Origin of the sequence: Wenxinia marina DSM 24838, from assembly GCF_000379485.1 — a bacterium.
Taxonomy (GTDB): domain Bacteria; phylum Pseudomonadota; class Alphaproteobacteria; order Rhodobacterales; family Rhodobacteraceae; genus Wenxinia; species Wenxinia marina.
On sequence record NZ_KB902276.1, the window covers coordinates 199,372 to 222,477 of the forward strand.

The 23,106-nt window shown below is 71.0% G+C and carries 26 protein-coding genes; 16 read left to right on the plus strand and 10 right to left on the minus strand.

The window, feature by feature from the left end; genetic code table 11:
- Window positions 1-21: 21 nt before the first annotated feature.
- From glgX to A37W_RS0101020, 6 genes are all read right to left on the minus strand, one after another.
- Window positions 22-2,106, minus strand: coding sequence for a glycogen debranching protein GlgX (gene glgX / locus A37W_RS0100995; protein WP_018301157.1), 2,085 nt, complete (start codon window positions 2,104-2,106; stop codon window positions 22-24).
- Complete coding sequence (gene glgA, locus A37W_RS0101000; protein WP_018301158.1) at window positions 2,107-3,528, minus strand: glycogen synthase GlgA; 1,422 nt, start codon at window positions 3,526-3,528, stop codon at window positions 2,107-2,109.
- Window positions 3,529-3,532: 4 nt separating this feature from the next.
- The gene (gene glgC / locus A37W_RS0101005) at window positions 3,533-4,789 is read right to left on the minus strand and encodes a glucose-1-phosphate adenylyltransferase (protein ID WP_018301159.1); all 1,257 of its coding nucleotides are present in this window, start codon (window positions 4,787-4,789) and stop codon (window positions 3,533-3,535) included.
- 442 nt (window positions 4,790-5,231) lie between these two features.
- Window positions 5,232-5,855: a nucleoside/nucleotide kinase family protein gene (locus A37W_RS0101010; protein ID WP_018301160.1), complete on the minus strand. Its 624-nt coding sequence runs from the start codon at window positions 5,853-5,855 to the stop codon at window positions 5,232-5,234.
- A gap of 140 nt (window positions 5,856-5,995) precedes the next feature.
- Window positions 5,996-7,279: a homoserine dehydrogenase gene (locus tag A37W_RS0101015; RefSeq protein ID WP_018301161.1), complete on the minus strand. Its 1,284-nt coding sequence runs from the start codon at window positions 7,277-7,279 to the stop codon at window positions 5,996-5,998.
- Between the two features lie 134 nt (window positions 7,280-7,413).
- Window positions 7,414-7,707, minus strand: a complete 294-nt coding sequence (locus A37W_RS0101020) for a hypothetical protein (protein WP_018301162.1) — start codon at window positions 7,705-7,707, stop codon at window positions 7,414-7,416.
- A 107-nt stretch (window positions 7,708-7,814) separates the two neighbouring features.
- On the opposite strand from A37W_RS0101020, the gene A37W_RS0101025 reads away from it, so the two are divergent.
- Entirely contained in the window at window positions 7,815-8,297 is a 483-nt protein-coding gene (locus tag A37W_RS0101025) for a hypothetical protein (RefSeq protein WP_018301163.1), read from the plus strand.
- Here the strand turns inward: A37W_RS0101025 and glmS are convergent, their stop codons facing one another.
- Window positions 8,298-10,115 (minus strand): glutamine--fructose-6-phosphate transaminase (isomerizing), encoded by a 1,818-nt coding sequence (glmS, locus tag A37W_RS0101030; RefSeq protein ID WP_018301164.1) that lies wholly within the window; start codon window positions 10,113-10,115, stop codon window positions 8,298-8,300.
- A gap of 3 nt (window positions 10,116-10,118) precedes the next feature.
- Window positions 10,119-11,462, minus strand: coding sequence for a bifunctional UDP-N-acetylglucosamine diphosphorylase/glucosamine-1-phosphate N-acetyltransferase GlmU (glmU, locus tag A37W_RS0101035; RefSeq protein WP_018301165.1), 1,344 nt, complete (start codon window positions 11,460-11,462; stop codon window positions 10,119-10,121).
- A 102-nt stretch (window positions 11,463-11,564) separates the two neighbouring features.
- Between glmU and A37W_RS0101040 the strand changes: the two genes are divergently transcribed.
- Entirely contained in the window at window positions 11,565-12,227 is a 663-nt protein-coding gene (locus tag A37W_RS0101040; RefSeq protein ID WP_026198215.1) for an HAD-IA family hydrolase, read from the plus strand.
- Window positions 12,228-12,380: 153 nt separating this feature from the next.
- Window positions 12,381-13,592, plus strand: a complete 1,212-nt coding sequence (locus A37W_RS0101045) for a DegT/DnrJ/EryC1/StrS family aminotransferase (RefSeq protein WP_018301167.1) — start codon at window positions 12,381-12,383, stop codon at window positions 13,590-13,592.
- A 49-nt stretch (window positions 13,593-13,641) separates the two neighbouring features.
- Here A37W_RS0101045 and A37W_RS0101050 read toward each other — a convergent pair whose 3' ends face one another.
- Window positions 13,642-14,118, minus strand: a complete 477-nt coding sequence (locus A37W_RS0101050) for a pyridoxamine 5'-phosphate oxidase family protein (protein ID WP_018301168.1) — start codon at window positions 14,116-14,118, stop codon at window positions 13,642-13,644.
- Window positions 14,119-14,281: 163 nt separating this feature from the next.
- On the opposite strand from A37W_RS0101050, the gene A37W_RS0101055 reads away from it, so the two are divergent.
- The gene (locus A37W_RS0101055; RefSeq protein ID WP_018301169.1) at window positions 14,282-14,647 is read left to right on the plus strand and encodes an NADH-quinone oxidoreductase subunit A; all 366 of its coding nucleotides are present in this window, start codon (window positions 14,282-14,284) and stop codon (window positions 14,645-14,647) included.
- 25 nt (window positions 14,648-14,672) lie between these two features.
- Window positions 14,673-15,323 (plus strand): cation efflux transmembrane domain-containing protein, encoded by a 651-nt coding sequence (locus A37W_RS0101060; protein ID WP_018301170.1) that lies wholly within the window; start codon window positions 14,673-14,675, stop codon window positions 15,321-15,323.
- Here A37W_RS0101060 and A37W_RS20635 read toward each other — a convergent pair.
- Window positions 15,277-15,945: a TetR/AcrR family transcriptional regulator gene (locus A37W_RS20635; RefSeq protein ID WP_047772263.1), complete on the minus strand. Its 669-nt coding sequence runs from the start codon at window positions 15,943-15,945 to the stop codon at window positions 15,277-15,279. The genes A37W_RS0101060 and A37W_RS20635 overlap by 47 nt on opposite strands.
- Window positions 15,946-16,053: 108 nt before the next feature.
- On the opposite strand from A37W_RS20635, the gene A37W_RS0101070 reads away from it, so the two are divergent.
- The 11 genes from A37W_RS0101070 to A37W_RS0101120 all read left to right on the plus strand — a co-directional run bounded on the left by A37W_RS0101070 (window position 16,054) and on the right by A37W_RS0101120 (window position 23,019).
- Complete coding sequence (locus A37W_RS0101070) at window positions 16,054-16,590, plus strand: GFA family protein (RefSeq protein ID WP_018301172.1); 537 nt, start codon at window positions 16,054-16,056, stop codon at window positions 16,588-16,590.
- An 86-nt stretch (window positions 16,591-16,676) separates the two neighbouring features.
- The gene (locus tag A37W_RS0101075) at window positions 16,677-16,964 is read left to right on the plus strand and encodes a DUF6958 family protein (protein WP_018301173.1); all 288 of its coding nucleotides are present in this window, start codon (window positions 16,677-16,679) and stop codon (window positions 16,962-16,964) included.
- Window positions 16,965-17,043: 79 nt separating this feature from the next.
- On the plus strand, window positions 17,044-17,664 hold the full coding sequence (locus tag A37W_RS0101080) for a NuoB/complex I 20 kDa subunit family protein (protein ID WP_018301174.1): 621 nt from the start codon (window positions 17,044-17,046) through the stop codon (window positions 17,662-17,664).
- 11 nt (window positions 17,665-17,675) lie between these two features.
- Window positions 17,676-18,299 (plus strand): NADH-quinone oxidoreductase subunit C, encoded by a 624-nt coding sequence (locus tag A37W_RS0101085; RefSeq protein ID WP_018301175.1) that lies wholly within the window; start codon window positions 17,676-17,678, stop codon window positions 18,297-18,299.
- Window positions 18,300-18,301: 2 nt separating this feature from the next.
- On the plus strand, window positions 18,302-19,201 hold the full coding sequence (locus tag A37W_RS0101090; protein ID WP_018301176.1) for a sulfotransferase: 900 nt from the start codon (window positions 18,302-18,304) through the stop codon (window positions 19,199-19,201).
- Window positions 19,198-20,427, plus strand: coding sequence for an NADH-quinone oxidoreductase subunit D (locus tag A37W_RS0101095; protein WP_373286040.1), 1,230 nt, complete (start codon window positions 19,198-19,200; stop codon window positions 20,425-20,427). Before A37W_RS0101090 ends, A37W_RS0101095 begins: the two co-directional genes overlap by 4 nt.
- Before the next feature lie 321 nt (window positions 20,428-20,748).
- Window positions 20,749-21,018, plus strand: coding sequence for a hypothetical protein (locus A37W_RS0101100; RefSeq protein WP_018301178.1), 270 nt, complete (start codon window positions 20,749-20,751; stop codon window positions 21,016-21,018).
- A 16-nt stretch (window positions 21,019-21,034) separates the two neighbouring features.
- Window positions 21,035-21,289 (plus strand): hypothetical protein, encoded by a 255-nt coding sequence (locus A37W_RS0101105; protein WP_018301179.1) that lies wholly within the window; start codon window positions 21,035-21,037, stop codon window positions 21,287-21,289.
- Window positions 21,290-21,399: 110 nt separating this feature from the next.
- Complete coding sequence (locus A37W_RS0101110; protein WP_026198217.1) at window positions 21,400-21,720, plus strand: hypothetical protein; 321 nt, start codon at window positions 21,400-21,402, stop codon at window positions 21,718-21,720.
- Window positions 21,717-21,842 carry a hypothetical protein gene (locus tag A37W_RS24495; protein ID WP_018301181.1) on the plus strand — a complete coding sequence of 42 codons (126 nt, stop codon included), beginning with the start codon at window positions 21,717-21,719 and terminating at the stop codon, window positions 21,840-21,842. The genes A37W_RS0101110 and A37W_RS24495 overlap by 4 nt, the downstream gene beginning before the upstream one ends.
- Before the next feature lie 4 nt (window positions 21,843-21,846).
- Complete coding sequence (locus A37W_RS0101120; RefSeq protein WP_018301182.1) at window positions 21,847-23,019, plus strand: NADH-quinone oxidoreductase subunit E; 1,173 nt, start codon at window positions 21,847-21,849, stop codon at window positions 23,017-23,019.
- Window positions 23,020-23,106: the final 87 nt, after the last annotated feature.

The window sequence follows — 23,106 nt, forward strand, 5'->3', positions numbered from 1 at the left end:
ACGGGCGGTCCTCTTTCTGTGTCAGCCCTGCGCTTCCTGCACCAGCACGGCGACGGAATTCGCGGCCACGCGGATGCGCCGGCCCACCGGGCGCGGCACTCGCGGCATCTGCACGGTGTCGACGTGGCGCACCCAGTGCCGGTTCCGGCTGGGATCGGGCAACGTCACGAAAAGCCCCGCGCCGGCATTGAACACGGCAAAGATGCCATACTCCAGCACCGCATATTCGGGGGTGCCCCGCGCGGTGCGGATCTCGGCGCAGACGTAGCGCAGATCGGGGTTCGACCAGTCCGCGTCGGTCATCGGCCGGCCATCGGCGCGCCACCAGAACAGGTCCGGCTTGCCGTCGACGAGGCGGGCCATCGAATGCAGGAACCGCTTCTGCCGCAGGACCGGATGCTCGCGCCGGAAGCGGATCATCGTGGCGCAGAAGTCGAGGAACTCCTCGTCGGCATTGTCCCAGTCGATCCAGCCGGTCGGGTTGTCCTGCGCGTAGGCGTTGTTGTTGCCGGACTGGCTGTTGCCGATCTCGTCGCCGCCGAGGATCATCGGCGTGCCCTGGCTGAGCAGGAGCGTCGCCATCATGTTGCGCCGCCGCAGCGCCCGGGCGGCGAGGATCGCGTGGTCCGTCGTCGGCCCCTCGACGCCCATGTTGTCCGAGGCGTTGTCGGAATGACCGTCGCGGTTGTCCTCGCCGTTCGCCTCGTTGTGCTTCTCGTTGTAGGACACCACGTCCGCGAGGGTGAAGCCGTCGTGCGCGGTCACGAAGTTGACCGACGCGGTGGCGGGCCGGCTGTCGTGGTCGAACCGCTGCGCGCTGCCGGCGAGGCGGGTGGACAGCTTGCGGTGCATCCCCGCCTCGCCCTTCCAGAACCGGCGCACCTGGTCGCGGAACTTGTCGTTCCACTCGGCGAAGGGGTTGGGGAAGGCGCCCAGCTGGTAGCCGCCGGGCCCGACGTCCCACGGCTCGGCGATCAGCTTCGCCCGCTGCAGTACCGGATCCTGGCGGATTGCCTGGAAGAACGGCGCGTCCCGGTGAAAGCCGTCGTTCAGCCGCCCCAGTGTCGTTGCGAGGTCGAAGCGGAAGCCGTCGACGTGGAACGTCTCGACCCAGTAGCGCAGGGAATCCATGACCATCCGCATGACCTGCGGGTGGTCCATGTTCAGCGTGTTCCCGGTGCCGGTGTCGTTGATGTAGTAGCGCGGCGTCTCGGCCAGGCGGTAGTAGCTGGCATTGTCGAGGCCGCGGAACGACAGGGTGGGGCCGAGATGGCTGCCCTCGGAGGTGTGGTTGTAGACCACGTCGAGGATCACCTCGATGCCCGCGGCATGCAGGCGCGCCACCGTCTGCTGCAACTCGGCGATGCGGCCGTGGCGCAGGTAGCGCGGGTCGGGGGCGAAGAACCCGTGGGTCATGTAGCCCCAGTAGTTCGTCAGGCCCTTCTCGATCAGCCAGCGGTCGTTGAGGAACGCCTGCACCGGCAGCAGCTCGATCGCGGTGACGCCGAGCTTCAGCAGGTGCTCGATCACCGGCTCGGACGCGAGGCCGAGGAAGGTGCCGCGGTCCTCGACGTCGTGCCGGCCCATCGTCAGGCCCTTGACGTGCGCCTCGTAGATCACCGTGTCGGTCCACGGCGTCTCGGGGCTCCGCTCGGCGCCCCAGGAGTAGGCGGGATCCACGACGATGCACTTGGGCATGTAGCGGGCGCTGTCGCGGGTGTCGTAGGTCAGGTCCTGGTGCCGCGACTTCACCTCGTAGCCCATCAGCGCGTCGTGCCAGTACGGATGGCCCGTCAGCTGCTTGGCGTAGGGATCGAGCAGCAGCTTGTGCGGGTTGAACCGGTGTCCCTCGTCCGGGCGGTAGGGCCCGTGGGCGCGAAAGCCGTAGCGCTGCCCCGGCGTGATTCCCGGCAGCCAGCCGTGCCAGATGTGGCCCGTCCGCTCGGGCAGGTCGATCAGCAGGTACTCGTTCCCGCCGCGGTCGAACAGCGACAGGATCATCCGCGTCGCGTTCTGCGAGAAGACGGCGAAGTTCACGCCCTCGCCGTCGAAGGCCGCCCCCAGCGGGTAGGGGCGCCCGGGCCTGATCGCGATGTTGCCGGTCATTCAGCCCCTGTGGAGGAGGTCCCTGTAGAGGGCGGCATAGGCGGCGGCGGAGCCGTCCCATCCCACGGGGGACTTCATCGCGTTCTTTTGCATCCGGGTAAATGCCCGTGCGTCGGCGAAAAGCTCGCAGAGGCGCGACAGTGCGTTTCTGAGCGCATCCACCGTCACGGGATGAAACTGCAGGCCGGTCGCGCATCCGGCGGCGAGGGCGGCGGGCGAGGCGTTGATGACGGTGTCGGCGAGGCCGCCGGTCAGGGCGACGACCGGGACGGTGCCGTAGCGCAGGCCGTAGAGCTGGGTCAGGCCGCACGGCTCGAACCGCGAGGGGACGAGGATCGCGTCGCCGCCGGCGATCATCCGGTGCGACAGCGCCTCGTCATAGCCGATGCGGACCGCGACGTTCGGATCGCGGGCGGCGTTGAGGAACGCGCTCTCCAGCCCCCGGTCGCCGGAACCGAGGAGGGCGAGCTGGCCGCCGCAGGCGAGCAGGGTCGGCAGCGCCTGAAGCAGCAGGTCGAGGCCCTTCTGCTCGGACAGGCGCGAGACGACGACGCAGAGTGGCCCGTCCGACGGCGGCAGGCCCAACTCCTCGCGCAGGGCGTCGCGGTTGCGGGTCTTGCCGCGGGGGTCGGCATAAGCGTGGATCGCGGGATCGTCGGCGGGGTTCCAGGCGGTCTCGTCGATGCCGTTCAGGATGCCGCTCAGCGCGCCGCGCCGCGTCCGCATCAGCCCGTCGAAGCCCATGCCGAACTCCGGTGTCGTCAGCTCGTACGCGTAGGTCGGCGAGACGGTGGTGAGGCGGGTGGCGCCGATCAGTCCGGCCTTCAGCGCCGAGACGCGGCCCCACGCCTCGTAGCCGTCCGGATGGAAGCGGCCGGGATCGAGGCGGAGATCGGGGATCAGCGCGGGATCGGCCGAGCCGTGGAAGGCCATGTTGTGGATCGTCAGGACGGTCGGCGTCGCGAGATGCCGGTCGCGCAGGTATTCCGGCACCAGCCCCGCCTGCCAGTCGTGCAGGTGCAGGACGTCCGGCCGCCACTCGCCCACGCCCTCGGCCGCGATACGGGCGGCGGTCCAGCACAGGGCCGCGAATCGCTGCGGGTTGTCCGGCCAGTCCCGGCCGTCGGGTCCGAGGTAGATGCTGCCGGGCCGGTCGTAGAGGTGCGGCGCCTCCAGCACGTAGACCTGCTCGTGCGGGGCGCGGACGGACAGGACGCGGGCCGGCCCGCCGAAGAGGTCGTCGTCGCTGAGGACGTCGACCTCCGCCTGCGTCGCCTTCATCACGGCGGGGTAGCCGGGCAGGAGGACGCGCATCTCCACGCCCTGCGGCGCCAGCGCGGCGGGCAGGGCGCCCACGACGTCGGCGAGGCCGCCGGTCTTGATGAGCGGCACGCATTCGGACGCGACCGAGAGGACCTTCATGGCCTCACCGCGCCGCCAGCCACTTGTCCACCATCGGCTGCGTGATGAGGGTCGTGCCCTTCTCGGACACGCGGAAGAATTTCGCGTCCTCCGTCGGGTCCTCGCCCACCACGAGCCCCTCGGGGATCGTCACGCCGGAATCGATCACCACCTTGCGCAGCCGGGCGGACCGGCTCACCACCACACGCGGCAGGACGACCGCATGGTCGAGGACGGCGTAGGAATTGGTGTGGACGTTGGTGAAGAGGAGCGAATTGCGCACCTCGGTGCCCGAGATGATGCACCCGCCGGACACCATGGACGAGATGGCCATGCCGCGGCGATCCCGCTCGTCATGGATGAACTTGGCGGGCGGCACGCTCTCGGAATAGGTCCAGATCGGCCATTGCCGGTCCCACAGGTCGAGGTCGGGGGCGAAATCGGTGAGGTCGATGTTCGCCTGCCAGAAGGCGTCGACCGTGCCCACGTCCTTCCAGTAGGCCGGCGCGCCCTCGTCGCGGACGCAGCTGTCGTCGAAGCGGTGCGCCATCGCGTTGCCGCCACGCACGATGTCGGGGATCAGGTCGTTGCCGAAATCGTGGGACGAGGCGTCGTTCGCACCGTCCTTCAGCAGCAGCTCTCGCAGGTACTTCCACGAGAAGACGTAGATGCCCATGGAGGCGAGCGCGACGTCGGGATCGTCGGGCGTGCCGGGCGGGTCGGCGGGCTTTTCCAGGAAGTCGGTGATCCGGCCGCTCGCGTCGGTGGCCATCACGCCGAAGGCGGTCGCCTCCATCCGCGGCACGGTCAGGCAGCCGATGGTCACGTCGGCGCCCGACTCGACGTGCTGCCGCAGCATCACCTCGTAGTCCATCTTGTAGATGTGGTCGCCAGCCAGAACGATGATGTAGTCGACGTCGTAGCTGTCGACGATGTCGATGTTCTGGGTCACCGCGTCCGCTGTCCCGCGGTACCAGTCCTCGCCGCCCAGGCGCTGGCTCGCCGGCATGATGTCGAGGAACTCGTTCCGCTCCGCCCGGAAGAAGTTCCAGCCGCGCTGGACGTGGCGGATCAGGCTGTGGGCCTTGTACTGGGTCGCGACGGCCATCTTCCGGATCCCGCTGTTCATCGCGTTCGACAGGGCGAAGTCGATGATCCGGGTCTTGCCGCCGAAATAGACGGCCGGCTTGACGCGGCGGTCCGTCAGCTCCCTCAGCCGCGAGCCGCGGCCTCCGGCCAGCACGAACGCCATCGAGCGCTGCGTCAGTCTGCGATTCTCCATGCCCCTCTCCTCCCTCTTGCCCATAGGCGGCGGGGCCGCGGTCCGGTCCCCCATCCTGCCCGCCTCCCGCCGCGTCACGCAAGCCGCGTTGCGGCGTAACGGATTGAATAAAGGAGGGTAGGGCGGCGCGGCACTTGTCCAGAGGGGCGGGGGCGGGGCGGGTGTCGGAACGGAGCGGCGCCCCCTGTTCGATCGGGTGCTGGCCCATACGGACCGCCCCGCCCGGATTCAGCCGCGCAAGCGGCCCGGGCAGCGGATGGCCGCCCCCCGGCCAGCCGCTTCCGCAGCGTCGCGCAACGCTTGCAGAAGGTCCGGAGGTGGCAGGACAAACCTCGGAAAATCACTGTCCGGAGCGGCTGACCGCAGCCATCCGCTGCCCTCCGATGGCGAAACAGCGTAACGCCGAGGGCTCCGGGGTCGGCTGTGGTGCCGAGCTGTCCCCCTACCGCAGCAGGTAATCCGCCGCGAGCCGCCGCTCGATCACCCGGCGGGCGTTGACGAGGTCGTTGCCCTCGGCCCGGCGGGTGGCGGCGGCGCGGCTGAAATTGTGGCTCAGCCAGCGCTGGATCAGGCGGGCGCGCAGCTCGGGAACCTCGACGTCGAGGTAGGCCGAGACGTCCCACATGTCCCACAGGTCGGACCAGGGGTCCTCGTCGAGGAGCAGGTAGTTCCCCTCCACCACCACCACCGAGCAGTCGCGGCCCACCACCTGCGCCCCGGCGATCGCGATGTCGCGGGCGCGGTCGAAGACCGGCGCGTACACCGCCTCGCCCGCCTTGATGCGGCGGATCATCGCGACGAAGCCTGCGGCGTCGAACGTCTCGGGCGCGCCCTTGCGGCCCCGGATGCCACGGGCGTCGAGGATCGCGTTGTCGAGGTGGAAGCCGTCCATCGAGACGACGACGGTCGGCACCTTCTGCAGGTTCAGCCGGTGCGCCAGTTCCGCCGCGAGCGTCGACTTGCCCGATCCCGGCGCACCGGCGATCGCCACGACCTGCCGCGGCACCTCGTCCCGCAGCTCGTGGATGCGGTCCGACAGGACGTTCACCTGATGCGTGACGTTCATCAAAACGCGGCCCCTGCTCAGGCCGGTTCGAACTCTGTCTCCGGCTCTTTGGGTCCCGTCATATACGCCACGGCGTCCGACTTCGAATGATTTCTGGCTTCGGAGCTGTTTGAAGCAGGATCGAGACAGGGCTCTGCCCCTCAGACCTCCTCGATGCGGATCGCCACCGGGGGCGCCTCGACGACGCCGGTGGAGTCAAAGGCCGCGATCGCCTCGTCCAGCGCGAGGCGGGTGGTGCGGTGGGTGACGATCAGGACCGGCGCGGCGGTGTCCTCGTGTCCGTACTGGCGCATGCGGTCGATCGAGATGCCCGCCTCGCCGAGGCGCTGCGCGATCTTGGCCAGCGCGCCCGGCTTGTCGACGAGCGACAGGCGCAGGTAGTAGGGCGCCGGCACCGCGGCATAGGCGGCGCGGGCCTGGCGCAGCGCGCCCACCGGCTGGCCGAAGGTCGGCAGGCGCAGGCCGCGGGCGATGTCGATCACGTCGCCGATCACCGCGCTGGCCGTCGGCCCTTCGCCCGCGCCGGCGCCGCGCAGGACGATCTGGCCCACGGCGTCGCCTTCCAGCACCACCATGTTGGTGCCGCCCTGCAGCTGGCCCAGGGGCGAGGTGTCGGGGACGAGGCAGGGGCTCATCCGCTGCTCCAGCCCGCGGCCGGTCATCTGCGCGACGCCGAGCAGCTTGATCTTGTAGCCCATGTCCGCCGCCTGGCGGATGTCCTCGATGGTGACCGAGCCGATCCCCTCCAGCCGGACGTTCGGGAAGTCGACCCGCGTGCCGAAGGCGATCGCGGCGAGGAGTGCCAGCTTGTGCCCGGCGTCGATGCCGCCGACGTCGAGTTCGGGATCGGCCTCGAGGTAGCCCAGGCCATCGGCTTCGGCGAAGGCCTCGTCGTAGGTCAGGCCGGCGTTTTCCATCCGGGTGAGGATGTAGTTGCAGGTGCCGTTCATCACGCCCATGACGCGGCGGATCTCGTTGCCCGCCAGCCCCTCGGTCAGCGCCTTGATGACCGGGATCCCGCCCGCGACCGCGGCCTCGAAGCGGATCACCCGGCCCGTTGCCTCGGCCGCCTCGGCCAGCGCATGGCCGTGGATCGCGAGGAGTGCCTTGTTCGCCGTCACCACGTCCTTGCCGGCGGCGAGCGCGGCTTCGGTCGCGTCCTTCGCCGGCCCCGCGGCGCCGCCCATCACCTCGACGAAGACGTCGATATCGTCCCGCCGGGCGAGGGCGACGGGGTCGTCCTCCCACGCGTAGGCGTCCAGCGGCACGCCCCGGTCCTTCCGCGAGCGGGCCGAGACGGCGACGATTTCCACGGGACGTCCGGCGCGCGAGGCGAGGAGGTCCCGGTGGGTCTGGACGATGCGCACGACGCCGCGGCCGACGGTGCCGAGGCCGGCGATGCCGAGGCGGATTGGGTCTGTCATGGCGGCACGTCCGGGTCTGCTGAAGTCGCGCCGAGGCCTAGCCGGTTCCCGCCGCCAGTTCAACGACGGCCCCGGGGTCTGGATCGCGGGACCGAGGTCGCTCGGAGGGCGCCCGTCCTCATCCCGGAGCCGCGTCAGCTGAGGGGACCTGTCTCCACGCCGCCCGACAGCCGCCGCGCCTCGGCCGGCGACAGGACCGGGCGCCGCAGCGCGGCGGCCCGGGCGTTCAGCGCCGCCGCGCGGCCGGACAGGGCGGGGCCGGGATCCGGCGTGCCCGGGGCGTCCGCCTGCGACAGAAGCGGCCCCAGCGGCACCAGCGGCGGCGGCGCACCGACGCGCTCGGCCTCGGGGATGCGACCCGCGACCGCCGCCGGCAGCCCGGTGCAGGAGGGCAGGGCGAGGCACAGGAGAAGGGGCAGGGCGCGCATGGGGGCGACAATGGCCGCCGCCCCGGGCCCGCGCAAGCGCGGCCGCTTGCGCAGGAGGCGCGCCGCCGCTAGGCCGGACGGACCGGGGAGCGCAGGGGAGACGGACGATGCTGGAGCCCGACGTGCGGGGCGTCCTTCTGGAGATCTCGCCCTCGCCGCCGCGCCGCGCCGTCGCCGTCGGCGCCTTCTACGCGATCGGCGGCCTGTCGGCGTGGCTCGCGGTCGGCCCGTCTCCGCCGGCGCTGTTCGCGGTGCTCCTGATGGCGGTGGCCATCCTCGCGCTGCTGGCCGGAGAGGCGCTGCGCCGCGCCACCCGCCGGCACATCCTGCTGACCGAGGAGGGGCTGGCCGACAGCGAAGGCATCATGCTCGCCCGCTGGGACGAGATGGCCGCGCTGGAGCGGGGGGCCTTCGCGATGAAGCCGTCGAACGGATTCCTGCTGATCCGCCGCACGCCCGGTCCGCGCGGCTGGGTGCCGGGCGTATGGTGGCGCCTCGGCCGCCGCGTCGGGGTCGGCGGCGTGCTGTCGCGCCAGCCGACCCGGTTCCTCGCCGAGCAGATCGAGCAGCGCCTCGCCGGCGGCGGCTGACTACTCGACCGTCACCGACTTGGCGAGGTTGCGCGGCTGGTCCACGTCCGTGCCCTTGGCGATGGCGGTGTGATAGGCCAGCAGCTGCGCCGGCACCGCGTAGAGGATCGGCGCGAGCAGCGGCGTCACCGACGGCATGTGGATGAGGCCCCAGACGCCGTCGCCCGCCGCGGCCGCGCCGGCGCTGTCGGTGATCAGCAGCACCTTTCCGCCGCGGGCCATCACCTCCTGCATGTTCGACACCGTCTTGTCGAACAGCTCGTCGTGGGGCGCCATGACGATCACCGGCACGGTCTTGTCCACCAGCGCGATGGGGCCGTGCTTCAGTTCGCCCGATGCGTAAGCCTCGGCATGGATATAGCTGATTTCCTTCAGCTTCAGCGCGCCCTCCAGCGCCAGCGGATACATCCGCCCGCGTCCGAGGAACAGGATGTCCCGCGCCTCGGCGAGCCGCCGGGAGATGGCTTCGCACTCCGCCTCGATGCCGAGCGCCTGGTTCACCAGTCCCGGCAGCGCCCGCAGCTCTCCGATCCGCTCGGCCAGCGCGGCATCGGACAGCCGGCCCCGCACATGCGCCGCCTTCAGCGCGAGCAGCGCGAGGGTCAGGAGCTGACAGGTGAACGCCTTTGTCGACGCCACGCCGACCTCGGTCCCGGCGAAGATAGGCAGCGCCAGGTCGCTTTCCCGCGCGATGGAGCTTTCGGCGACATTCACCACCGACACGATCGGCGCCGCCTGGGCCGCGCAGTAGCGCAGCGCGGCGAGCGTGTCGGCCGTCTCGCCCGACTGGCTGACGAACAGGGCCGTTGTGCCCGGCGTGATGGGCGGCTCGCGGTAGCGGAACTCGCTCGCCACATCGACCTCGACCGGCAGGCCGGCCAGCTGTTCGAACCAGTACTTCGCCACGTGGCAGGCGTAGGAGGCGGTGCCGCAGGCGACCATCACCATCCGCTCCACCCGGGCGAAGTCGATGCCCAGCTCCGGCAGGACGATCTCGTCGCCGTTCAGGTAGTGGCCGAGCGCGCCGGTGAGGACCACCGGCTGCTCGGCGATCTCCTTGGCCATGAAGTGCTTGTATCCCGCCTTGTCGACGCGCGTCGCGTCGGGCCGCACGGTCCGCACCGCCCGGTTGGCGAGCGTGCCGTGCGCGTCCCGTATCTCGACGCTGCCGCGGGTCAGGAAAGCGCAGTCGCCGTCCTGCAGATAGGTGATCCGGTCGGTCAGCGGCGCCAGCGCGATGGCGTCGGAGCCGACATAGACCTCTCCGTCGCCGTGTCCGACCGCAAGCGGCGGGCCGTGGCGGGCGGCGATCAGCAGGTCGGGCTCGTCCTCGAACAGGAAGCACAGGGCGTAGGCGCCGGTGAGCCGATCGACGGTCGCCATCGCCGCCTCGCGCGGGGGCATGCCTTCGTCCCGGAAATGCTGGGCGAGGAGGGCGACCGTCTCGGTGTCGGTGTCCGTTTCATGCCGGATGCCGTTGTCGGCCAGGAAGGCGCGCAGTTCGCGGAAGTTCTCGATGATGCCGTTATGAACGACGGCGACGGTGCGGGCCTTGTGCGGGTGGGCGTTGCCTTCGGTCGGCGCGCCGTGGGTGGCCCAGCGGGTGTGGCCGATCCCGGCCTTGCCGCTGAGGGGCTGGTGCACGAGCAGGTCGCCGAGGTTCACCAGCTTGCCCACCGCGCGGCGGCGGTCCAGCCGCCCGCCTTCGACCGTGGCGATGCCGGCGGAATCGTAGCCGCGATATTCCAGTCGCTTCAGCGCCTCGACCATGAGGGGCGCGGCCTCGTGGCTGCCCAGAACGCCGATGATCCCGCACATGGTTCAGCCCTTTCCCGCCTTCTTCGCCCGCAGCTTGTCGAAGAAGCGCGTCGCGAAGCCCGGCTTGTTCTCCTGCCGGGCGCGGCCCACGGCCATCGCCCCCGGCGCCACGTCCATCGTCACGACGGTCCCGGTCGCGGTCATCGCCCCGTCGCCGACGGTCACGGGCGCCACCAGCATCGTGTTCGACCCGATGAAGGCGCCCTCGCCGATGGTGGTCCTATGCTTGAAGACGCCGTCGTAATTGCAGGTGATCGTGCCCGCCCCGACGTTCGTCCGCGCCCCGACCGAGGCGTCGCCGATGTAGGTCAGGTGGTTCACCTTGGCGCCCGTCGCGACCTCGGCGTTCTTGATCTCGACGAAGTTGCCGACATGCACGTCCTCGGCCAGTTCCGCCCCCGGGCGCAGCCGCGCGAACGGTCCCACGGTCGCACCGCGGCTGACGTGGCAGCCCTCGAGGTGGGAGAAGGCGCGGATCCGGGCGCCCGACTCCACCGTCACGCCGGGGCCGAAGACCACGTTGGGCTCGACCTCGGCGTCGCGGCCGATGACCGTGTCGTGGGCGAGGTGCACCGTCCCCGGCGCAGTGAAATGCACGCCGTCCGCCATCAGCGCGGCGCGGGCGCGGTTTTGGAACGCCGCCTCGGCCGCCGCCAGCTCGGCGCGGGTGTTGATGCCCAGCGTCTCGGCCTCGTCGCAGACGACGACGCCGGCGGACAGGCCGCGGCCCCGGGCGATGGCGACGATGTCGGTGAGGTAGAACTCGCCCGCCGCATTGTCGTCCGTCACCTCGGACAGGAGGTCGAACAGCGTTCCCGCGTCCGCGCAGACGACGCCGGAATTGCAGAGGCTTATCGCCCGTTCCTCGTCCGTCGCATCGCGGAATTCGACGATCCGCTCCAGCGAGGTCCCGTCGGTGACGAGCCGGCCGTAGCGCCCCGGCTCGGCCGCCTCGAAGCCGAGGACGACGACCGCGTTCTCCGCCCGTGCGTCGCGCATCGCCTCCAGCGTCCCGGGCCGGATGAAGGGCGTGTCGCCGTAGAGGATCAGCGCATCGCCCTCCGCCCCGGCCAGCGCCTCCTTCGCCTGCAGGACCGCGTGGCCGGTGCCGCGCTGCTCCTCCTGCCGGACGACCATCGCGTCGGGGGTCCAGGCCTCGACCGCCGTGGCCACCTCGGCGCCGCCATGGCCGACAACGACGACCACGCGCTCGGGCTCCAGCGGTTCGGCGGCCTTCAGGGCATGGACGACGAGCGGCGCGCCGGCGAGCGGATGGAGGACCTTGGGCCGGTCCGAGTTCATCCGGCTGCCCTGGCCCGCCGCCAGAACGATCACGTTCACGCCCATCCTGCCCCTCGTCCCGTCGTTGGCGCCCGTTCTACCGCGGGGCGTCCCCCGCGCAAGGCCCGCCCCCTTCACTTCGCCCTTCACTGCGTTACATCGGCGCCGATGCGCACAGTGATCTTCGACCTCGACGGCACCCTCGTGGATACCGCCGCCGACCTCGTCGCCGCGGCCAACGCCTGTTTCCGCGACCTCGGCCTCGGCGACCTCCTCGACCCGGCGGAGGATGCGGCGATCGCGATGCGCGGCGCGAAGATGATGCTGCGCACCGGCTTTGCGAAGGTGGAGGGGTTCGGGGTGGACGAAGTGGACCGGCAGTACGACCGCGTGCTCGCCTACTACGACGACGCCATCGCCGTGCATTCGGCGCTCTATCCCGGCGCGATGGAGGCGGTGGCGGCGCTGCGGGCCGAGGACATCGCCGTCGGCATCTGCACCAACAAGCCCGAGGCGCTGGCAGACAAGCTCCTTCGCGCGCTCGGCGTGCGCGACGACTTCGCCAGCCTCGTCGGCGCCGACACGCTGCCAGTCCGCAAGCCCGACCCGCTGCCGTTCCGCGAGAGCGTCACCCGCGCCGGCGGCGATCCCGCCCGCGCGTGCCTCGTCGGCGACAGCGAGACCGACCGCGAGACGGCGCGCGAGGCGGGCGTGCCGTCGATCCTCGTCACCTTCGGTCCCGCCGGGCACCTGATGGCCGACCTGCGGCCCGAGGTCCTGCTCGCCGATTACGCCGACCTGCCGGACGCGGTGCGCCACCTCGCCCTCTGAGGCGGGTCCCGGCCACCCGTTCGGGTCCGACACGAGCGCTCCCTGCCTCCATCGCATGTCCCGAAATACGCCGGCGCCCCGCCGCCGCCGGCGCCCCGCCGCAGACCGGGCGCCGATTGACGCCGCCCCCTGCGGCCGCCAACACTCCCGCCGATGGAGCGGTTCACCGGCAGTTTCACCCAGCAGGAGCCGATCCCCGAGGCGGCGATCGAGGCCGCCGTCGCGGTGATGCGCCACGGCCGCCTGCACCGTTACAACGCCGCCCCCGGAGAGGTGGCCGAAGCGGCCCTGCTGGAGGAGGAGTTCGCGGCGCTGACCGGCGCACGCTACTGCCTCGCCCTCGCCTCGGGCGGGGCGGCGATGACGACGGCGCTGCGCGCGTCGGGCGTGCAGGCGGGCGACCGTGTCTTGACCAACGCCTTCACCCTCGCCCCTGTCCCGGGCGCCATCGCGGCGGTCGGCGCGGTGCCGGAATACGTGGAGACGACTGAGGATCTCGTCATCGACCTGAACGACCTGCAGGCGAAGCTGGGCCGCGCCCGCATCCTGCTCCTGTCGCACATGCGCGGTCACCTCTGCGACATGACCCGCCTGATGGCGCTCTGCGACGCTGCGGGCGTGACGGTGATCGAGGATTGCGCCCACACGATGGGCGCGGCGTGGGACGGGGTGCCGTCGGGACGCCGGGGGGCGATGGGCTGCTTTTCGACCCAGACCTACAAGCACGCGAACTCGGGCGAGGGCGGCCTGCTGATCGGCGACGACCCGCAGGCGATGGCGCGGGCGGTGATCCTGTCGGGCAGCTACATGCTGTACGGCCGCCACACCGCCGCCCCGCCGGAAGAGGCGTTCGCGGAGGTGCGCCTGACCACCCCCAACGTCTCGTCCCGGATGGACAACCTGCGCGCCGCGATCCTGCGACCGCAGTTGCGCACGCTGGACGATCGCGTGGATCGCTGGAACGCCCTCTACCGCACGATGGAGGCCGGTCTTGCGGACACCCCCGCCCTGTCCCTAGTTCCGCGGCCGGGGGCGGAGGCGTTCGTCGGCTCCTCGATCCAGTGGCGGCTGCCGGACTGGCCCGAAGCGGCCGTGCGCGAGATGCTGGCCCGCTGCGCCGCGCGGGGGGTGGAGCTGAAATGGTTCGGCGACCCCGAGCCGCGCGCCTTCACGTCGCGCTACGATTCGTGGCGCTACGCGCCGGTGCCGTCGCTGCCGCGCACCGACCGGGTCCTCGCCGGGCTGATCGACATGCGCCTGCCGCTGACCTTCACGCCGGACGATGTCGCGCTGATCGCCCGGATCGTCCGGGCCGAGACGTCGGCGGTGTGGCAGGCCGGTGCTGGCGTCGGGGCCCGCACATAAAGAGCCGTGCACCCGAAGGCGCACGGCCGGAACTCGTCAACAAAACGCGTCAGGCGGCGAAGCGCAGGTGGTCGTGCGCGCCGACGTCGGGCTTGGCGCCCGAGACGTTCGCCTTGGCCATCTCGTACAGGAACTTGGCGTTACCGTCCGTCAGCCAGACCTCGGCCTCGGTCAGGTCCATGCGGATCAACTCCACGTTGGGGTCGTCCTTCCCGTCGAACCAGGCACCGGCGAACCGGTTCCAGTACTCGTCCAGCTTGGCGGGGTCGCGCACCGACACGGCGCGGCCGTGAATGCGCGCCCACATGTTCTGCTTGTGCGAGGCGACGATGAACACCGCTTCGGAGGGCTGCATGGCGGCCTGCCCGGTGTCGGTCCCACGGGCGGTGATGAAGTAGAGCGCCCGCGTCTCGGGGTCGGCATAATGCGTCATCGGCACCGCGTTGCTGGGGCCGACGGCGAGCATGCCCTCGCGCACGTCCTCGAGGTGTTTCCAGAAGGTCTCTTCGGTGATCTTGTCGTGCATCTCTGGCCTCTTTCGGCTGCCGTTCGGGGTCGCGGCCTCAACGCCCGCCAGCCGGCCCGCGTTCCGCACCGCGGCGCGGGGTCGGGGGGGAGGCCGGCGGCGTTGACCCTGCCGGGGGCGGGGAGTAAGTCTGCGCTCCGAATCGACGCGGAAAGGGCCGGCGATGAACCTTCTGGTGGCGGAATACCTGCCGATCCTCATCTTCCTCGGCCTCGCCGTCGCGCTGGGGCTGATCCTGATCCTGGCCGCCGTCGTCCTCGCCGTGCGCCGCCCCGACCCCGAGAAGGTGTCGGCCTACGAATGCGGCTTCAACGCCTTCGACGATGCGCGGATGAAGTTCGACGTGCGGTTCTACCTCGTCTCCATCCTGTTCATCATCTTCGACCTCGAGGTCGCATTCCTGTTCCCGTGGGCCGTGGCCTTCGGCGCCGGGTCCATGCTGGCCTTCTGGTCGATGATGGTCTTCCTCGCGGTTCTCACCATCGGCTTCGCCTACGAGTGGAAGAAGGGCGCGCTCGACTGGGAGTGATCCGCCGCTGACCCGGAGGGCCGGCATGGCCTGCTGTTCCGACGATGCCTGCGCGTCCACCGCCGCCCCGGCCGAAGGGCGGTACCGCACCGTCCTGTGGACCGTGCTGGCGATCAACGCCGCGATGTTCGCGGTGGAGCTTGCGGCCGGCCTCGCCGCCGGGTCCGCCGCGCTGCAGGCCGACGCGCTCGATTTCTTCGCCGACGCCGCGAATTACGGGATCAGCCTGGCGGTGCTCGGCGCCGCGCTGCGCTTCCGGGCGCGGGCGGCGCTGGTCAAGGGCGTCTCGATGGGGCTCTTCGGCCTGTGGGTCGTCGGCACGGTCGTGTGGAATTCGCTGACCGGTACGGTGCCGGGCTGGGCGACGATGGGGGGCGTCGGCCTCGTCGCGCTCGCGGCAAACGCCGCCTGCCTTGCGCTGCTTTACGCCTGGCGGTCGGGTGACGCGAACATGCGCTCTGTCTGGATCTGCTCGCGCAACGACGTGGCGGCGAACTGTGCCGTCCTCGCGGCGGCGGCGGGCGTGTTCGGCACCGGCGCCGGCTGGCCCGACCTCGCGGTGGCCGCGATCATGGCTGGCCTCGCGCTGCAGGGGTCGGCGACCGTGATCCGCCAGGCGATGGGCGAGCTCAGGAGCGATCGGCAGGGGCAGGGGCCGGTGCCGGTTCTGCGCTAGGACCGTAGGCGGCCAGGAACACCCGCACGCATTCCTGCGCGTGGGCCCGGGCATCCTCGTCCGCCGCCACGCTCTCCGCCCGGCCCAGCAGCATCGCCTCGCTGGTCGGGCCACCCATCAGCATCCAGTTGAACAGCCGTGCCGCGCGGGCCGGGTCCGGGGCGGAGAGGTGCCCCGATGCCGCCCACATCGCGAACGCCCGCTCCAGCCGCGCGATGGAGCTGCCGGCCCCGGCCGACAGGACCGCGCGGCCGAGCGCGGGAAAACGCTCCGTCTCGGCCGTGGCGAGGCGGCGCAGGCGCATCAGGCGGGGATCGCGGGCCGTCTGAAGCTGCTGCATCGCGTGGGCGAGGAGGAACGTCGCCGGCAGCTCGCCGGGGCCGGGGTCCGGCGCGGCCTGCGCCTGCGCGGCGACGGCACGGGCGATCATCGCGTCCGCGACTGCGACGAACAGCGCCTCCTTGCTGCCGAAGTGGGCATAGACCGTCTGCTTCGAGGCCCCCGCCCGGGCCGCGATCCCGTCCATGCCCGCCTCGGTGAATCCGGCCTCCATGAACGCCGCCTCCGCCGCAGCGAGGATCGCGGCGCGTTTGCGGGAGGGGCGCGGGGCAGGGGAGGTCATGGCCGAGTGATGGCACATCTGCTCTTGACAATCAAACTGGACCGTCCAGTCTGATCCAGAAGTGGACCGACGAGTCCAGTCTAATGCCATGAAGGAGGCCGCCGGCGAATGAGGACGACAGAGCTGGCCTGCGCCTGCGGCACGGTATCGATAGTCGTGGAGGCTGCACCGATCATGGTGGTCGAGTGTCTCTGCACCAGCTGCCGGACGGCCGCCGAGCGGATCGAATCGCGGCCCGGTGCCCCGGCCGTCCGCAGCGCGTCGGGCGGTACGCCCCACGTGATGATGCGAAAGGACCGGTTCCGGGTCACGCGCGGCGAGGAGCGGCTGGCGCAGTTTCGGCTGACGCCGGACAGCGCCACCCGGCGTGTCGTCGCCACCTGCTGCAACAGCTTCGTGTTCCTGGAGTTCGAGAAGGGGCACTGGATCGACCTGAACGCGGGCCTCTGGCCGGATGGCGCGCGGCCCGCAGTGACGGAACGGACGATGGCGAAGGATCATCCCGCCCCGGTGCCGGACGACGGCGTCCCGACGGCGCGGGGCCACGGGGCGGCCTTCATGCTGCGGCTGATTGCGGCCTGGGTGCGGATGGGCTTCCGCGCACCGAAGATGGCGGCGGGGCGGAGAGAACTGAGGGATGTCTGACGGCATGCCCGAGAGGCCGCTTGGGGCGCTTCGCCGCCGCTACTGCGCGCATCGTAGCAAGGGACACGGACACGGGAAGGCGACCGATGCCTGACGAGACGATCGAGGTGCTGACCCGGAACGGCACGCCGTGGCGCGTCGGCCGCGCCCGGTTCGAGGCGATGGACGCGGCGCTGATGGCGGTGCTGCCGGACGCCCCGCCCGGGCTGACGGTAGCCGAGGCGAAGGCCGCCCTCCTGCCGCGCCTCCACCCGGACCTCTTCCCCGGTGGCGAGAAGGCCGGCTGGTGGCTCAAGGCCGTGCAGCTGGACCACGAGGCGCGGGGCACGATCGCGCGCGAAAAGGGCAGCCCGGTCCGGCTCTGGCGCACGTGACTGCGACCTCCGCCCGCGTTGACCCTTCCGCGCTATGGGATTAGGTCGAAGCCCGAGCCACAGGCAGGAGCCGCGTCCCATGTCAGACACCGACGAGAAGCCGCTCGTGACCCAGGTGCAGGGCGAGGGCTACCAGGAGCCGCGGGTGAAGTCCGGCGTCTCCGCTCAGGCCGCGCCCTACGGCGCCGTCACGCTCGGCCCCGACAACGAGGTCGCCACGCAGGAGCTGAACCGCCAGCTGCAGGACAAGGGCTTCCTGCTGACCTCGACCGAGGACATCATCAACTGGGCGCGCACCGGCTCGCTCCACTGGATGACGTTCGGTCTGGCCTGCTGCGCGGTCGAGATGATGCACACCTCGATGCCGCGCTACGACCTCGAACGGTTCGGCACCGCGCCGCGCGCCTCGCCGCGCCAGTCCGACCTGATGATCATCGCGGGTACGCTGACCAACAAGATGGCGCCCGCGCTGCGCAAGGTCTACGACCAGATGCCCGAGCCGCGCTACGTGATCTCGATGGGCAGCTGCGCCAACGGCGGCGGCTACTACCATTACAGCTATTCCGTGGTCCGCGGCGCCGACCGGATCGTGCCGGTCGACATCTACGTCCCCGGCTGCCCGCCCACCGCCGAGGCGCTGCTCTACGGCATCCTGCAGCTGCAGCGGAAGATCCGCCGCACCGGCACCATTGTCCGCTGAGGAGACGGCACATGCCCCAGACCGCCAGCCTCACCGAGCTCGGCCAGCATCTCGAGCTGAAGCGCCCCGACTGCGTCCTGTCCTGGGACGTCGTGATGGACGAGCTGACGGTGAACGTCTCGCTGTCCTCGATCGTCGGCTTCGTCGAGTTCCTCAAGAACGACTCGACCGCCCGCTTCACGACCCTCGTCGACATCACCGCGGTGGACTATCCCGGCCGGGCCAAGCGGTTCGACGTCGTCTACCATTTCCTGTCGATGTACCGGAACCACCGGATCCGCCTGAAGGTCGCGATCCGCGAAGAGGAGATGGTCCCCTCGATCATCGAGCAGCACCCGGGCGCGAACTGGTTCGAGCGCGAGATCTTCGACATGTTCGGGATCCTGTTCTCGGGCCACCCCGACCTGCGGCGCCTGCTGACCGACTACGGCTTCCGCGGCCACCCGCTGCGCAAGGACTTCCCGACGACGGGCTACACCGAGGTCCGCTACGACGAGGTCGAGAAGCGCGTGGTGTACGAGCCGGTGAACCTGGTGCAGGAATACCGCCAGTTCGACTTCATGAGCCCGTGGGAAGGCGCGGATTACATCCTGCCCGGCGACGACAAGGTCGCGGCCGACGGCACGAAGAGCTGAGCGTGAGCGGGGCGGGTCCTTCCCCCGCGCCGACGCTGGTCTTCGGCGTGGGCGCGACCAAGGCCGGGACCTCCTGGCTCTACCGGTTCCTGGCCCAGCACCCCGAGTGCCATCTGCGCAGCATCAAGGAGCTGCACTTCTTCGACGCGCTGGAGAAGGGGGGCGACTTCCAGTTGACTCAGCAGCGCCGACGCGCCCGCAGCCTGTCGCGCAGGCTTGACGAGGTGGGCGCCGCCGCCCCAGAGGCGCCGCGCCTGCGGCGGCAGCTGACCGACGTCGAGGCCTACGCGCAGGTGCTGGCGGCGGGCGATACGGACGGGTACCTGCGCTACCTGACCGAGGGGCGCCGGGACCGGTCAGTGATCGCCGACGTGACGCCGGCCTACGCCCTCCTGCCGGAGGAGCGGCTTGGCCAGATGGCGCGACTCGCCCCCGTCACGCGGTTCGTCTACCTGATGCGCGATCCCGTCTCCCGCCTGTGGAGCCACGTGCGGATGCTGGCCGCCCGGGCGGTGAAGAAGGATGGCGGCGAGATGGAGACGGCGGCGGCGCGCATCTTCGACCGGGTGGAGCGGGGGCAGCAGCCCGACGTCACCCGGCGGGGCGACTACGCCGACTGCCTCACCCGCCTCGACCGGGCCGTGCCGCGGGACGCGCTCTGGACCGGCTTCTACGAGACGCTGTTCACGCCGCAGAGCGTGGCGGCGATCTGCGCCTTTCTCGGCATCGCGCCGGCAGAGGGCCGCTACGACAGGCGGGTGCATGAAGGCGCGCCGCTGAGGATGACCGACGACCAGAGGGCGCGCGCGGCGCGCCTGCTGGCCCCGCAATACGATTTCGCCCGCGCCCGGATGGGCCGGCTTCCCCCGCAGTGGGATGCGAACCTGGAGGCAGTAGGATGATGGACGGATCGAACGCGAACGCCCGCGGGTTCGAGGATGCGCGGACCGACGAGCAGCAGATCAGGAACTTCAACATCAACTTCGGCCCGCAGCACCCTGCGGCGCACGGGGTGCTGCGGCTGGTGCTGGAACTCGACGGCGAGATCGTGGAGCGGTGCGACCCGCATATCGGCCTTCTCCACCGCGGCACCGAGAAGCTGATGGAGAGCCGCACCTACCTGCAGAACCTGCCGTACTTCGACCGCCTCGACTACGTGGCGCCGATGAACCAGGAACATGCCTGGTGCCTCGCCATCGAGAAGCTGACGAAGACGCCGGTGCCGCGCCGGGCCAGCCTGATCCGGGTGCTCTATTCCGAGATCGGGCGTATCCTGAACCACCTTCTCAACGTCACCACGCAGGCGATGGACGTCGGCGCGCTCACCCCGCCGCTCTGGGGCTTCGAGGAGCGCGAGAAGCTGATGATCTTCTACGAGCGGGCCTGCGGGGCGCGGCTGCACGCCGCCTATTTCCGCCCCGGCGGCGTCCACCAGGACCTGCCGCCGCAGCTGATCGAGGATATCGACGCCTGGGCGCAGGTGTTTCCCGAAGTTCTCGACGATCTCGACGGCCTGCTGTCCGAGAACCGGATCTTCAAGCAGCGCAACGTCGATATCGGCATCGTCACCGAGCAGGAGATCAACGACTGGGGCTTCTCCGGCGTGATGGTGCGCGGCTCCGGCCTCGCCTGGGACCTGCGCCGCTCGCAGCCCTACGAGTGCTACGACGAGTTCGACTTCCAGATCCCCGTCGGCAAGAACGGCGACTGCTACGACCGCTTCCTCGTCCGGATGGAGGAGATGCGCCAGTCGGTCCGCATCATCCGCCAGGCCTGCGAGAAGCTGCGGAACGAGCCGGGCGAGGTGCTGGCCCGGGGCAAGGTCACGCCGCCGTCCCGCGGCCAGATGAAGACCTCGATGGAGGCCCTCATCCACCACTTCAAGCTCTATACCGAGGGCTTCCACGTGCCCGAGGGCGAGGTCTACGCCGCGGTCGAGGCGCCCAAGGGCGAGTTCGGCGTCTACCTCGTCGCCGACGGCACCAACAAGCCCTACCGGGCGAAGCTGCGGGCGCCCGGCTTCCTGCACCTGCAGGCGATGGACCACGTGGCGAGCGGGCACCAGCTGGCGGACGTGGCCGCGATCATCGGCACGCTCGACATCGTGTTCGGCGAGGTCGACCGGTAGCAGGACGCCGCCCCTCGCCGTCCGCTGCGTCGCGGGCGGGCGGACGAGGTGGCGCCGCGTCGTCCGCCCGAAGATTCCGTCCCGCGGGTCGTCCGTGCCGCCGCCCGGTGGCCGAAGGGCGGCCGGGACGAGGCCGGCCTTCGCGCCGCTAACACGCCTCGGACGCGGGCCGGGAGTCGGGCGCGCCGGCGGACAGGATCTCCCGCGACACCGCATCGTGATGCCCGCCTGCGGCCGGATGCCGCCGGGTCGCGCGGGCGGGGCTTGCGGGGCGGGGGCAGGGGCGTCATGCAGGGAGCATCCCCAACGGAGGTTTCCGACATGAAAGGCCTCGTGCTTTCCCTTCCCTTCGCCGCGGCGCTGACCGTGCCGGCGGCGGCGCAGACCCAGGACGATCTCGACCGCTTCCTCGCCATCGTCGCGCAGAACGGCTGCGTCATCACCGCCGAGAACGGTGCCGTCATCCAGCAGCAGAGCGGCATGACCGACCAGCAGCTCGAGCAGCTCATGCTCGCCATCGCCCGCGCCAACGGCCTCGCCCAAGGCGCGGACAACACGCTGCGCGTGGTTGCCGGGCCCTGCGCCGGCTGACCCTTCAGGAGCCATCATGCACCGTTTCGTCCTTCCGTTCGCCCTGGTCCTCGCGGCGCCCGCGCTGGCGCAGAGCCAGGACGACATCGACGCCTACCTCGCCGCCGCGGCCGAGCAGGGCTGCGTCCTGACCGCCGAGACCAGCCTCGCCATCGAGGAGGCGACCGGCTTCGACCGCCCGACGATCCAGGCGATCGAGGAGGCGCTCGCCGCCGACCTCGTCGTGGTCGACGCCAGCACGATCCGCGTGACCGCCGGCCCCTGCGGCTGACCTCCGCGCCTGCGACACCAGCGGCCCCCGGGTTCCGCCCCGGGGGCCGTTGACCTTCCGGGGCCGTCGCCGCAAAAGGGGGGCGCATTCGCGAGACGGAGAGCCCGATGATGTCGTCCCGACCCATCCTGTCCGGCCTGGCCCTGATGTCGCTCCTCGCGGCCTGCGCCAGCCCTGCCCGGTTCGACGACATGGGCCTGACGGCGCCGCCCGCGCCGCCCCCGCCCGAGCCGCCGCCGGAAGTCCGCCTGATCGCGGCGATCGAGAACCAGGGCTGCGTCCTGGATGCCACCAACGTCTCGTCCGTTCTGCTGGCCGCGAACCTCACGCAGGAGCAGCTGACGACCATCGTGCCGACGCTCGACGACGCCGGCCGGCTCGAGGTGGCGGGCGACGGTGCGATCCGCGTCCTGACCGAGCGCTGCGTGTGAGCGCGGCGACGCCCCTCGACGTGGTCGCCGCTGCCCTCGCCGCCCTGATCACTCCGGCCGGTTTCGTGCCGGCCCTCATCTTCGGCGCCCTCACCGCGGGCGCCCTCGTCACCGGACTTTGACCTGATGCTGCGCCGCCTCCATTCCGAACAGCCCGATAGCTTCGCCTTCACCGACGCCAACCGGCGCTGGGCCGAGGCGCAGATCAAGAAGTACCCCGAGGGGCGGCAGGCCAGCGCGATCATCCCGCTGCTGTGGCGCGCGCAGGAGCAGGAGGGCTGGCTCAGCCGTCCCGCGATCGAGCATGTCGCCGACATGCTGGGCATGGCCTACATCCGCGCCCTCGAGGTCGCGACCTTCTACTTCATGTTCCAGCTGCAGCCCGTCGGCAGCGTCGCCCACGTCCAGGTCTGCGGCACGCTCAGCTGCATGATCTGCGGCGCCGAGGACCTGATCGGCGTCTGCAAGGACAAGATCGCGCCGAAAGCGCACGCCCTGTCCGCCGACGGCCGCTTCAGCTGGGAAGAGGTGGAGTGCCTCGGCGCCTGCGCCAACGCGCCGATGGTGCAGATCGGCAAGGACTATTACGAGGATCTGACGGCCGAGAGCCTTGCCGACCTCCTCGACCGGCTCGCCGCCGGCGAGGTGCCGGTGCCGGGGCCGCAGAATGGCCGCTATGCCTCCGAGCCGAAGTCGGGCCTCACCTCGCTGAAGGAGTGGGAAGAGGGCCGCAACGAACGCAACGCCTCGGCCGCGCTCGCCACCGAGATCGGTGACACGATCAGGCGGATCGACGGCACCGAGGTGCCGCTGGTCGCGCCGTGGCTGCGCGACGGAGGTGCCGACGAGTCCGTTCCGTCCCCGGCCGAGGAGGAGCGCATCGAGCAGAGCCATCCCGGCCCGCGCCCGTCCAAGGGCCAGCCCGCCGATGCCACCGGCGTGACCGAGCAGGAGGCCGAGGCCGCCAGCCGCGCCAAGCCGCGGTCCAAGACCGACCCGGTCGGTGACAAGGCGGCCGAGATGGGCGCCGCGACCGGCCGCGACGACGGCGCGACCAAGGGAACCGAGCCCGAACGGCTGGAGGGCCCGCGCGACGGCAAGGCCGACGACCTCAAGCGCATCTCGGGCATCGGGCCCAGGATCGAGGCCATGCTGAACGAGACGGGCTTCTGGCACTTCTCGCAGATCGCCTCGTGGGGCCCGGCCGAGATCGCGTGGGTGGACAGCCGCCTCAGCTTCCGCGGCCGGATCGAGCGCGAGGGCTGGGTCGAGCAGGCGACGTCGCTGCAGGCGGACTGAGGCGGCGGCTCCGTCAGCGACGTGCAACCGCACGCTCGTCTGGCCGCACCGGTACGATCGGCCTAGGTTGAGGGACAGGCCGCGCGT